The 11,446-nt window shown below is 60.8% G+C and carries 10 protein-coding genes and 1 pseudogene; 9 read left to right on the top strand and 2 right to left on the bottom strand.

Annotation, left to right across the window (positions count from 1 at the left end):
- Positions 1 to 7: 7 nt before the first annotated feature.
- Both QZ517_RS18075 and QZ517_RS18080 read left to right on the top strand, forming a co-directional pair.
- A complete protein-coding gene (locus QZ517_RS18075) occupies positions 8 to 1,573 on the top strand; it encodes a GMC family oxidoreductase (protein ID WP_294229793.1) in 1,566 nt (521 codons plus the stop codon).
- Positions 1,566 to 2,318, top strand: coding sequence for an SDR family oxidoreductase (locus QZ517_RS18080; RefSeq protein ID WP_294229764.1), 753 nt, complete (start codon positions 1,566 to 1,568; stop codon positions 2,316 to 2,318). Before QZ517_RS18075 ends, QZ517_RS18080 begins: the two co-directional genes overlap by 8 nt.
- On the opposite strand, the gene QZ517_RS18085 is transcribed toward QZ517_RS18080, so the two are convergent.
- Positions 2,315 to 3,085, bottom strand: a complete 771-nt coding sequence (locus QZ517_RS18085) for a WecB/TagA/CpsF family glycosyltransferase (RefSeq protein WP_294229767.1) — start codon at positions 3,083 to 3,085, stop codon at positions 2,315 to 2,317. The genes QZ517_RS18080 and QZ517_RS18085 overlap by 4 nt on opposite strands.
- Positions 3,086 to 3,252: 167 nt before the next feature.
- Here QZ517_RS18085 and QZ517_RS18090 point away from each other — a divergent pair, with 167 nt between their 5' ends.
- The 7 genes from QZ517_RS18090 to QZ517_RS18120 all read left to right on the top strand — a co-directional run bounded on the left by QZ517_RS18090 (position 3,253) and on the right by QZ517_RS18120 (position 11,071).
- Entirely contained in the window at positions 3,253 to 4,386 is a 1,134-nt protein-coding gene (locus QZ517_RS18090) for a Gfo/Idh/MocA family oxidoreductase (protein ID WP_294229770.1), read from the top strand.
- Positions 4,383 to 5,360: an NAD(P)-dependent oxidoreductase gene (locus QZ517_RS18095; RefSeq protein WP_294229773.1), complete on the top strand. Its 978-nt coding sequence runs from the start codon at positions 4,383 to 4,385 to the stop codon at positions 5,358 to 5,360. The genes QZ517_RS18090 and QZ517_RS18095 overlap by 4 nt, the downstream gene beginning before the upstream one ends.
- A complete protein-coding gene (locus QZ517_RS18100; RefSeq protein WP_294229776.1) occupies positions 5,357 to 6,580 on the top strand; it encodes a glycosyltransferase family 4 protein in 1,224 nt (407 codons plus the stop codon). Before QZ517_RS18095 ends, QZ517_RS18100 begins: the two co-directional genes overlap by 4 nt.
- Positions 6,577 to 7,545, top strand: a complete 969-nt coding sequence (locus QZ517_RS18105) for a glycosyltransferase (RefSeq protein ID WP_294229779.1) — start codon at positions 6,577 to 6,579, stop codon at positions 7,543 to 7,545. Before QZ517_RS18100 ends, QZ517_RS18105 begins: the two co-directional genes overlap by 4 nt.
- On the top strand, positions 7,542 to 9,662 hold the full coding sequence (locus QZ517_RS18110; protein WP_294229783.1) for an NAD-dependent epimerase/dehydratase family protein: 2,121 nt from the start codon (positions 7,542 to 7,544) through the stop codon (positions 9,660 to 9,662). Before QZ517_RS18105 ends, QZ517_RS18110 begins: the two co-directional genes overlap by 4 nt.
- The gene (locus QZ517_RS18115) at positions 9,652 to 10,191 is read left to right on the top strand and encodes a hypothetical protein (protein WP_294229787.1); all 540 of its coding nucleotides are present in this window, start codon (positions 9,652 to 9,654) and stop codon (positions 10,189 to 10,191) included. The genes QZ517_RS18110 and QZ517_RS18115 overlap by 11 nt, the downstream gene beginning before the upstream one ends.
- Before the next feature lie 91 nt (positions 10,192 to 10,282).
- Positions 10,283 to 11,071 carry a CpsD/CapB family tyrosine-protein kinase gene (locus QZ517_RS18120; RefSeq protein WP_294229790.1) on the top strand — a complete coding sequence of 263 codons (789 nt, stop codon included), beginning with the start codon at positions 10,283 to 10,285 and terminating at the stop codon, positions 11,069 to 11,071.
- 9 nt (positions 11,072 to 11,080) lie between these two features.
- Here the strand turns inward: QZ517_RS18120 and QZ517_RS18125 are convergent.
- Positions 11,081 to 11,446, bottom strand: a pseudogene (locus QZ517_RS18125) (hypothetical protein); the annotation flags it as partial.

Genomic DNA, 11,446 nt, shown 5'->3' on the forward strand with positions numbered 1-11,446 from the left:
CCACACAATGAGTGCCCTTGAGGACGCCACCACCCAAACCTGGGATGTGATTGTCATTGGCACCGGTATGGGCGGCGGCACCATTGGGCGCTATTTGGCGGAACAAGGCTTGTCGGTGTTGTTTGTCGAACGCGGGCCCACCGGCGTGCGCGCCGAGGAACAAGAGCTCAACGCCAACATCTGGGACCGGGAGGCGCGGCTGGTGCGCGGCTATTGGCCCGAGCCTTTGGAAGCCACCGTGAATGGTGTGACCACCACGTTCAACGCCCCATTGGGGGCGGGCGTTGGCGGCAGCTCGGTGTTTTACGCCGCCACCTTGGAGCGCCCGGCGCCGCATGACCTGGACCACAGCGACGAGCACCCGCATCCCACCGGCGGTTGGCCGGTGTCTTATGCTGAGATGTTCCCCTACTTGGACCGCGCCGAAACCCTCTATCACGTGCGCGGCACACCCGATCCGTTGCAGCCAGACGGCAATCTCTTTCCGCCCACGGTGATGAGTGAAGCTGACAAAGGCCTGATGTCTGCCATGAAAGAGGTTGGTCTAAACCCGTATCAAGGCCATATGGCGGTGCGCGACCAAGACGGTTTTGAGCACGACCTAGGGCGCAAATGTCCAACCAATTGCAAAATGGATGGGCGCTCGGCCGGGGTGGAACCTGCTTTGGCGACAGGCAATGCCACCCTATTGGACCTGACCGAGGTGCAGGAAATTATCTCCGAAAATGGCGCGGTGACCGGCATTAGGGTGATGCGCAAAGGCGCTGAGGCCGCGCTCTCCGCACGCAGCTATGTGCTGGCCGCCGGAGCCTTGCACTCTCCGCGACTGCTGATGGCGTCACAAAACTTGGGCAACGAACATGACCTCGCCGGACGCAATCTGATGTTCCACATGAACGAGATGTTTGCGCTGTGGCCGCCAAAAGGCAAACACAGCACAGGCGCATCCAAGTCTCTCGCTTTTCGTGATCTCTATCATCAGGACGGACAGCGCTTTGGCATGGTGCAGGCGTTGGGCGTCGAGGCGCGATATGGCGAGATTGTGCATTATCTCAACATGGCGTTTGACCGCTCTCCCCTGCGCAAGTTGCGCTGGCTGCGCCAGTTCACCCGCCTGCCTGCGATGGTGGCCGTGAAACTGTTTGGCAGCGCCAAAATCTTTGTCGGCATTTTGGAAGACCTGCCGTATGCCGAGAACCGCGTGTTTCACGATTCCGCTGATCCGCGGCGCTTGGCGATCACCTATGACATGGCCCCAGAGTTGCTGTCGCGCCGCAAGGCCTTCCGCAAAGCGTTGAAGCAGCGCCTCAAGGGTATTCGCATGGCTTTCACCGGCGCTGGGCCGGAGTTAAACTTTGGCCACCCGTGTGGCACGCTGCGATTTGGCGATGATCCGAAGACCTCGGTGCTGGATCGCAACTGCAAATTGCATGGCACAGAAAACCTCTGGGTGGCGGACGCAAGCTTTATGCCCACCTCCATGGGCGTGAACCCGTCTCTGACCATCGCCGCCAATGCCTTGCGCGTTGGCGAAATGGTGGCGGCTGCGTTGAAGGAGACCGAACATGGCTAAGCAACTGGCAGTTATCACCGGCGCTGGCTCAGGTTTGGGGCGGGCCTTGGCAATAGAACTCTGTGCGCGCGGCCTGCTGGTGGCAGGCTTGGGACGACGCAAAGGCGCGCTGGACGAGACCGCTGCTCTGGCCGGAGACAGCTTCACCCCGGTGGTGGCAGATGTCTCCGATCCCTCACAAGTGCGCGCCGCCTTTAAGACCATCCGCGCCATCGCGCCGGTCTCAATCCTGATCAACAACGCTGGGGTCTATCCGCACCGCGACATGCTGGATGAAACGCCGGAAAGCTTTATGCAGACCGTGGCGATCAATCTTGGTGGCACGGTGGCCTGCACCTCTGAGGCGCTCAAGGACATGACCGAGGCGGGGCGCGGCCGCATTCTCAACGTGTCGAGTTTTGCGGACATGCACCCCCTGCCCTGCAGCGCGGCTTACTCCGTGTCCAAAGGCGCGGTGACCACCTTCTCCCGCGCTTTGGTGGCTGATCTGGGCGACCGTTTGCCCAAAATTGTGGTCAGCACCTGGATGCCCGGCATGCTCAACACCGAGATGGGTCTGGCCGAAGGGCTCGATCCAGCCGTGGCGGCCAAATGGGGCGCGGGATTGGCGCTTTGGGATGCGTCTTCGTTGAATGGAACGGTGTTTGAGATGAACCGCGAAATCCTACCGCCCCGAGGCCTCAAAGCCCGTATGAAAGACGCCATGCGTTTGAAACGCCGCAAGCCGAGGCAAATTCCGACTTAGTCCCGTTGCGCGCGCGCCTCTTTCATCAGGCGCGGCAAAATCCCGATGCAGCGCAGATAGCGCCCCGCCAGACGGGCCGGATTGCTCAGTGCACGCCAGAGCCATTCCAGCGCCAGTTTACGCACCCAGGCCGGGGCGCGGTTTTGTGTGCCTGCGAGGAAATCCAAACCAGCACCAATACTGGCAAAGCCCAACTGCGGCACAACCTGCCGCCCCCGTGCGGCCAAACGTTCTTGCTTCGGCGCGCCTAGCGCCAGAAACGCCATCCGCGCGCCGGCCTCGGCCGCTTGTTTTAAGACGGCCTCTGCCGCTGCACTCTCTGGGTCAAACCCCATCGGCGGCGCGATACAGGCCACCACCTTCAGCCCCGGCGCTTGTGTTTTCAAAGCTTCAGCTGCCGCGCCCAACGCTTCATCCGTGCTGCCAATCAACGCCACCGGCGTGCCTTCTTCTGCGGCCCACTGCGCCAGAGGCACCACCAAATCCGCGCCCGGCAACAACTCCACTGGCTTTTCTGCCTTGCGGGACAACCACACAATCGGATTGCCATCCGCCACCACAAAATCCTGCGCCAGATAGGCGGCGGCAAATCCTTCATCTTTGGCCAGTTTCACCAGATGATCGAGATTGATGGTGGCCAAGGCAAAGCCCTCATGGGCCACAAACCGCGCCCGCACCGCACGCTCTAGTGCCGCATGATCAGCAACATTGACCGTCACCGGTCCCTTGATGGTGGAAAACTGCACAGGCTGTCCTTTGGCTTTCATTTGGCAAGACCTTACCAACTCCTTCCCCCAAGGTCAGAAACTGCACCGTTATTTCCTTCAAGTGGTTCAAAAGCGCCACAATTCCCCTGCCCTGGCCTCCCGCCTTGGTGGTATTTCACACCAAGACACCTATAGTCACTTGGTATTGGTTCAAAAGGATTCCCGCCATGTCAGCCGCCCAAACCCGCAGTGTGTCGATCATTGGTTGCGGTTTTGTCGCCGACCTCTACATGCGGTCTTTTGCGGCCCATCCCGACATCGCGGTGACGCAGGTATATGACCACGATCCAGAGCGCCTAAAAGCCTTTGCCGAGCATTGGAACCTGCACACAGCGGACAGTTTGGAGCGATTTTTGGGCAACCTGCCCCAAGGCTCTCTGGTCTTGAACCTGACCAATCCCGGCGCGCATTACGATGTGTCTCGCGCCTGTTTGGAAGCCGGGCATCACGTCTATTCCGAAAAGCCATTGGCAATGGAAATGGCCGATGCCATTGCCCTGCATGAACTGGCCGCGCAAAAAGGCCTGCTGCTGTCCTCCGCTCCTTGTTCGGTGCTCGGCGAAGCAGCGCAAACCTTGGCAAAAGCCATCCGCGAGGATGTCGCTGGCCCCGTGCGCCTGATTTACGCGGAACTGGATGATGGCTTTATCCCACAGGCGCCTTATGCGGATTGGACAAGCGAAAGCGGCGCGCCTTGGCCCGCCCAGGATGAATTTGCCGTTGGTTGCACTTTGGAGCACGCAGGCTATTACCTCACCTGGCTGATTGGCATGTTTGGCACCGTGCGCCGTGTGGTGGCGGCCTCAGCCGAATGTCTGCCGGGCAAAGAGGCAATGGGCACGCCAGATTTCTCCACCGCCACGCTGTTTTTTGAAAACGGCATCACCGCGCGGCTGACCTGCTCAATTGTGGCCAGCCACGATCACAAGATCCGCGTGTTTGGCGACAAAGGCGTGCTGCAGGTGAAACAGGCCTGGGACAATGACGCACCCGTCAAATTCCACCGCCGCTTCACCCTGCGCCGTCGCCTTATCGAACATCCGATTGGCACGCGCCAACAAATCAAAGGCGACACCCACCCCAAGGTGGCGCGCTGGGGCGCGGCTGCGATGAACTTTGCACTGGGTCCGGCGGAGATGCTGGACGCGTTGGCCGAGGGTCGACCCTGCCGCCTGTCGCCGGATTTTGCACTGCATCTCAATGAGGTCACACTCGCCATTCAGAACGCCGGGGCGGATGGCTGTGCCCAGGACATGACCACGCGCTGTGACCCAATGGCGCCGATGCCGTGGGCCACATGAGCGCAGCCACACTTGCCATAACCGGAGCCACTGGCTTTATCGGACGGCATTGTGTCGAACGCGCCCGCGCCGAGGGCAAAGCCCTACGGCTTTTTGTGCGCGACATGGCCAAAGTGCCCGCTGTCTGGCAGACGGATGAAGCTGTCGAAATCGTCGCCATGGACCTGACCAACACCGGCGACGAGCTCACCAAAGCGTTGGAGGGCATCCGCACGGTGATCCACTGTGCCGCAACCCTGACCGGAGATCAGGAGCGAGACACTGTAGCCGCCTCGGTGGCAGTCATCGACGCAGTGATCGCCGCGCAGGTGCCCCATGTGGTGTTGGCGAGTTCGCTGTCGGTCTATGACGTGAGTGGCATGCCCAAAGGCGGTACGGTGGACGAAGCCACACCGGTGAACACCGAAGGGCGAGACACCTACGCGCAGGCCAAACTCACCCAAGAAACTCTGTTTCAGGATGGCGCGTCGCTCTATGGATACGCGCTTTCGATCCTGCGCCTTGGGGCTGTTTGGGGGCCAGATCACCTGTTTAATGCCCACATTGGCCCAGCGGTGGGCAGCACATTGCTGAAGATCGACGGCGGTGGAGAGGTGCCTTTGTGCCGCGTCGACCTGGCTGCCGAAGCGCTGGTGAAAGCTGCCCATGAAAACACTGGTGTCGGCACGCTCAACATCCTGGATGATGACTGCCCCACCCGTGCGGATTTCCTGACTGCGTTTCGCGCCTGTGGCTGGCCCAAACGCGTCCTGCCCACGCCGCTCATTCTCTGGCGGCTTGTGGCCATTATCACACCGGACAGCCCCTCCATGCCCGGCCTTCTGCGCCGCGCAGTTTTGGAGGCCCGCCACCGTCCCGTCACCTATTCCAACACCATGATGCACAATCGCCTTGGCCCTGTCACAATGCTGCCGTTTGCGGCTGCGATGCAGGCGGCGATTGAGCAGCAAGAGCAGCAGGCCCCGCCGTCGTGAACGACACAGAAAAGACCCCGATCGCCTATTTGACCGGCGAATACCCCCGCGCAACTGATACCTTTATCCAGCGCGAGGTTGCGGCGTTGCGTGCGCAAGGCCAACAGGTGGAAACCTGCTCCGTGCGCCGCACAGGTGTGGAACATCTGGTGGGTGACGAGCAAAAGGCCGAGGCCAAAGCCACCTTCTACATACTCGCTGCCGCCAAATCACCAGTGACTTTGTTGAGCGCGATCTTTGGCGCGCTGTTTCGAAACCCTGCGCGGTTTTTCAAAGCCTTGGTGCTGGCCCTCAAAACCGCGCCGCCCGGCTTTCGCAATCTGATCTTTCAGCTGTTTTACTTTGCCGAGGCGGCCGTATTGGCCGCACATCTGCGCAAAAAGGGCGTGCGGCATCTGCACAACCACATCGCTAAGTCATCTTGCACCGTGGCCATGCTGATGAGCGAGCTGTCTGGCATTCCTTATAGCTTTACCCTGCACGGGCCGGACATCTTCTTTGCCCCGGACCATTGGCGATTAGACGAGAAAATCAAACGCGCCACCTTTGTCGCCTGTATCAGCCACTTCTGCCGCTCTCAGGCGATGGCGTTTAGCGATCCCAAACACTGGGCCAAGCTGCACATCATCCACTGTGGCGTGGAGCCGTCACGCTATGACGCGGGCGAAGATCCGGTCGAGACCAACCTGCTGTTTGTGGGGCGCCTCGCACCCGTCAAAGGCCTGCCAATCTTATTGCGCGCGCTGGAACCGTTGAAAGCCGAGTTTCCCAAAATCCACCTCACCGTGATCGGCGATGGTCCGGGGCGTAAAGCGCTGGAGCATCAGACCGAGGCGGCGGGGCTGTCTGAAAACGTCTCGTTTGTGGGCTACAAATCGCAATCCGAAGTGGCTGAGGCGCTGGCCGCCTCTGACCTCTTTGTCCTGCCCAGCTTTGCCGAAGGCGTGCCTGTGGTGCTGATGGAGGCCATGGCCGCGCGACGCCCCGTTGTGACCACCCACATCGCGGGCATTCCAGAGCTTGTGACTGACGGCGCGTCCGGACTGTTGGTGCCGCCCGGAAACCCGCATGCCCTCAGCGCTGCCATTGGCAAAATCCTCGCCAATCCTGCCCGTGCCACAGCGATGGGCATCGCAGGTCGCGCGATGGTTGAAAAGGGTTTTGATATCAAAAAAGAGGCTGCGCGTTTGGGTCAGCTGCTGGACGGGGATCTCACATGAGCACCACCGCCATCATCATTGGTCGCAACGAAGGCAAACGGCTGATCGCCTGCCTCGCATCGCTGAAAGCACAGGGCGTGGAGATGGTCTATGTCGACAGCGGCAGCTGGGACAATTCCGTGGCTGAGGCCCGTAAAGTTGGTGCCTTGGTGGTCGAACTGGACAGCAGATTGCCCTTCACCGCCGCCCGCGCACGGCAAGCAGGATTTGACGCGCTGGCGCAAACCGGCGACCTGCCGAAGTTTGTGCAATTTGTGGATGGCGATTGCATCGTGGTCGACGGCTGGATCGCGGCCGGGGAAAAGGCCCTGCGCGAAGATGAAAGCCTTGGCCTGATCACCGGTTGGCGCGCGGAGCTCTATCCCGAACGCAGTGTCTACAACGCGTTGTGCGACTTTGAATGGCACCGTCCAGCGGGTGAGATTGTCGCCTGTGGTGGCGATATGATGGTGCGTTCCAAAGCTTTCGTGGACGCAGCTGGGTTTGACGCCACAGTGATTGCTGCTGAAGACGACGAATTCTGCGTGCGCCTTGGCAAAGCGGGCTGGAAGCTGCGCCGATTGCCACAAGAAATGACCCGCCATGACGCCGCCATGCTGCGCTTTGGCCAGTGGTGGCAACGCGCGGTACGCACCGGCCATGGCTTTGCCCAAGTGGGCTGGATGCACCCGCCGTATTTTCGCAAAGAGCAACTGCGCGGCGCGATTTATGGCCTACTCCTGCCCCTGCTCGCTCTCTGGGGCCTGATGGACAGCGCCCTGCTGTTCCTGCTGGTGCTCACAATTTATGTCGCCAACTACATCCGCACCAAAAACGGCCTCGTGCGTGAGGGGCTGCCTTATTGGGAAGCCTGGCGCCACGCGCGCCTTCTGACCCTGTCCAAGCTGCCCAATGTGATGGGCATGATCCTGTTCCATTGGCGGCGCCTCCGCGGCCGCGCGATGCACATCATCGAGTATAAATGAGCATGAACACGTTTTCTGACGACCGCCCGATCCGCGCCGCCCTTTTGGGGGCTGGTTACATCGCTGACTGGCACGCCGCCGCCATTCTGGCCACGCCGGGCGTGGAACTGGTCGCCGTCTGTGACCAATCCCGCGCCGCCGCTGATGCATTGTCGCAGTCCTATGGCATTGCCGCCTACACTGATCTGGACAAGCTGCTTTCCGCCAAAGTGGCCGACGCCATCCACATCGTCACGCCGCCCGGCACCCATAGGTCGCTGGCCGAAACCTGCCTGACCGCGGGCCATCACGTGTTAGTGGAAAAACCGGTGGCGCTGTCCGGTGTGGAGACCGCCGAAATCCAGCAGATCGCTTCTGACGCGGGCCGCGTGTTTGCCGCCGGGCACAACTTCATGGGCACGCCGGGCTATCAGCGCCTCAAAACCCGGCTTGAGTCCGGCGAGATTGGTCGCGTCGCCAGCGCGGAGATCAACTGGAACTTCCCGATGATGCCGCTGCGCTCCGGGCCATATGGCTTGTGGCTGCTGCGCGATCCCCAAAACATGCTGCTGGAGCTGGGGCCCCATCTGTTTGCTTTTGCGGTGGACCTTTTTGGCCCCCTCGCCATCGAGCATCTCAGCCTGTCCAAGCCCGTCGAGATCCCCGGCGACACCACACGTCCGCAAGGTTGGCGCATTCTCGCGTCGGCTGGAGATGTCTCGATCACTCTGAACCTATCGCTGGTGGAAACCATGGACGACCGCTCGGTGATCCTGCACGGCTCCACCGCCACCGCGCGCTATGATTACGCCCATGATGTGCTGACCGTGGACGCCGAAAACGCCGCTGACATCGTCGCCAACCCCTTTCTGCGCCAGATGGGCCTCGCCGGACAGCATTTGCGCGAAGGTGTGGTGAATGGCGCACGGCAGCTTGTGTCGCTGAATCGCAAGTCGCCATACGGGTTGTCTTTTGCCGGACTGACAGGGGCGTTTTACAGCGCGATCCGCTCGGGCCGCCCGCTCGACGCCCGTTTCCACGGCGACAACGCAACCCTGGTGATGCAGGCGATTGATGCCGCCATTGCGCTGATGCCGAAACCAGCCAAGAAACCCAAGCCCGCCAGCCGCGCCAAACCCAAGCCGTCTGTGTTGATCATCGGCGGCACCGGCTTTATTGGCCGCGACCTGACCCGCGCTTGGGTCGCCCAAGGCCGCGACGTGCGTGTTCTGTCACGCGGCACCTCCGGGCCGTTTGATGACATCGCTGACCATGTGGAGCTGTTTGGCGCCAACTTGCGCGATCCGGATCAGCTGGCCCAGGCGATGGAGGGCATCGAAATTGTCTATCACCTTGGCAAATCCATGGACGCCACATGGGAGGCGGCATTAAAAAACGACGTGGCCGTCACCGAAACCATCGCCCAGGCGGCGCAGGCGGCCGGCGTGAAACGGTTTATCTACACCGGCACCATCGCCAGCTACGACATGTCTGATCCCAACGTGACCATCCGAGAAAGTCTGGGCTTTGGCGACGACATGACCGACCGCAACATCTACGCGCGGTCTAAGGCGGAATGTGAGGCGCGACTGCTTGAGATGCACCGCAAACACGGCCTGCCGCTGGTGATCGCCCGTCCCGGCATTGTGCTGGGCAAAGGCGGGCCGTTGCAGCACTGGGGCATTGGCCGCTGGCATGGTGCGGGCGCGGTGCGGATTTGGGGCAAGGGCAAGCATATCCTGCCGTTTGTGCTCAATGAGGACATCGCCGAAGGGCTGATCCTGATGGCAGAAAACGACGATGCCCTGGGCCAGAGCTTCAATCTGGTGGGCGAGCCAATGTTCTCTGCCACAGATTACTTTGATGCGATCCACGCCCGCCTTGGCGCGCGGATAAAAGTGAAGCCCGGCAACCTGACCGCGTTTTATGCCTCTGCCTCTGTGAAGTATGTCCTGAAGAAACAGGTGCTGCGTCGCGGCGGTCTGTCCAACCCATCCTTGGCCGATTGGAAAAGCCGCGCGCATTTCTCGCCGTTTGACAACAGCCATCCCAAAAAGGTGCTGGGCTGGGAGCCCGAACGCCGCCGCGATGTCTTCCTGACCAGGGCCATTGATGAGGCCAACCTGCTTGGCTTCTGAGACCTCCCTGATTGTTGTCACCGACATCCACGGTGCGCCGGAACCAGAGTTGTGTTTCAGTAGCAGCCTGCCCGTGACAGCGCGCCTGTCATTAGGCGATCTCTGCAACCAACCCGCGCTCAGCGGCGAAGCCCTGCATCACCATCTTTTTCAGGACGGTGGCATGCGACAGGCCGTGGCCGCATTGCGTGACCGGCTGACCGATCAGCGACACCTCATTGGCCTCGGCTACAGCGCCGGTGGCACGGCTCTGTGGAAAGCCGTTCAAGCCGGTGCTTCACTCGCCGGTCTGATCTGTGTCTCCTCCACCCGATTGCGGGACGAACCCGCCCTACCAATCCCGACACAGGCCTATTTTGGCGACAACGATCCCGGCCGCCCCACTGATAAGTGGCTGGCAACCGTACCTGACATGGCCACCGTGTTACCCAACGCTGCCCATGCTTTCTACGCCGAGGCAGGCCATCCCAGGCGCGCCAAGGTGGAGAGCGAAATCGCCTTAATCTTCAGTCGATGGAACGCCGTCTAACACGCCACGTCGCCCTATCTCCGCAATAGCGCCTTTCTTTTGTCCGCATTGCTCTGCTAATTTTGTCTCAAACAGAGCGGATTCACGCGCCATGAGCACAGATCAGACCCACGAGACTGACCTCGCCGACGACGAGGCCCCCGACGCATCACACGAGGAGGCGCGGCTGCCGGCTGTGCATGATCCGGATGTGTTCTGGGACGGCCTGACTGTGGCTGCGCTCAACGACGCCGATCTGGAGAAAAACTTCATTGTCAGCGCGACCCGCAGCCATCCGGCCCATGCGGCGTTTGACATGCTGCGCACCCGTCTGTTGCAAGCCCTCAACGAACATGGCTGGAGCCGTGTCGCGGTCACCGCCCCAACGCGCGGCTGCGGCAGCAGTTTTGTCACCACCAATCTGGCCATGGCCTTTGCGCGCCTGGATTCCGTGCGCACGGTGATGCTGGATATGGACCTGCGCGCGCCCAGCCTCGCCAAGACGCTGAACCTGACTGCGCCAGACAGCATGGCTGATTACCTGAGCGGGGTCATTGCTCCGGAGAACTTCCTGCAACGGGTGCAACCCAACCTCGCGGTGGCGCTCAACGATACCGCCAGTGAGAATTCCGCGGAGCTGTTTCAGAACGAGATGACCGCTGAGGTGCTCGCAGAGCTTGAAGAGGCGCTGTGCCCCGATCTCATGTTGTTTGACATGCCACCGGCGCTGGAATTTGATGATGTGCTGGGCTTCCTGCCCAATGTCGACGCTGTGCTTGTGGTTGCCGGAGGCGGCATTTCCACTGCCGAGGACATCACCAAGGTTGAGCAAATCCTGTCAGAGGTAAAACCCATCCTTGGCGTGATGCTGAACAAAGCAGACGGGCCGGTGTCGTACTGATCCTGCGGCTTACATGCCCAGTTGCATCCGCCGCCACCGACGGTCCAAAACGCGTTTCTCTGCTCCTGTGCGCGGCGTGAGCATAAACAACTTATCCCGCCGGTCTTTGGGGGCCACCTGCTCCAAAATCTCTCGGTCAATGGTCTGCATTGCGACGTGTGACATCGGGATGTCCGTCAACGCGAGCGAAAACTGGGACACTTTGGCAAGCACTTCCGGCTCATTCATATAGCGCAACAGCTGATGGCTGTGCGCCAAATGCTCTGTGTCATTTGGCAACACCAGCACATCCGCCCACAACACGGTGCCTTCTTCAGGCACAAAGTACCGCACCTCATCCCGCCCCAATTGGGACTGCGGTGCCAAAGCATCGCT

Source organism: uncultured Shimia sp. (assembly GCF_913054185.1).
GTDB lineage: Bacteria > Pseudomonadota > Alphaproteobacteria > Rhodobacterales > Rhodobacteraceae > Shimia.

Coding starts and splice junctions, on each gene's coding strand:
- QZ517_RS18075 (WP_294229793.1), top strand. CDS start 8: ATGAGTGCCCTTGAGGACGCCACCACCCAAACCTGGGATGTGATTGTC.
- QZ517_RS18080 (WP_294229764.1), top strand. CDS start 1,566: ATGGCTAAGCAACTGGCAGTTATCACCGGCGCTGGCTCAGGTTTGGGG.
- QZ517_RS18085 (WP_294229767.1), bottom strand. CDS start 3,085: ATGAAAGCCAAAGGACAGCCTGTGCAGTTTTCCACCATCAAGGGACCG.
- QZ517_RS18090 (WP_294229770.1), top strand. CDS start 3,253: ATGTCAGCCGCCCAAACCCGCAGTGTGTCGATCATTGGTTGCGGTTTT.
- QZ517_RS18095 (WP_294229773.1), top strand. CDS start 4,383: ATGAGCGCAGCCACACTTGCCATAACCGGAGCCACTGGCTTTATCGGA.
- QZ517_RS18105 (WP_294229779.1), top strand. CDS start 6,577: ATGAGCACCACCGCCATCATCATTGGTCGCAACGAAGGCAAACGGCTG.
- QZ517_RS18110 (WP_294229783.1), top strand. CDS start 7,542: ATGAGCATGAACACGTTTTCTGACGACCGCCCGATCCGCGCCGCCCTT.
- QZ517_RS18120 (WP_294229790.1), top strand. CDS start 10,283: ATGAGCACAGATCAGACCCACGAGACTGACCTCGCCGACGACGAGGCC.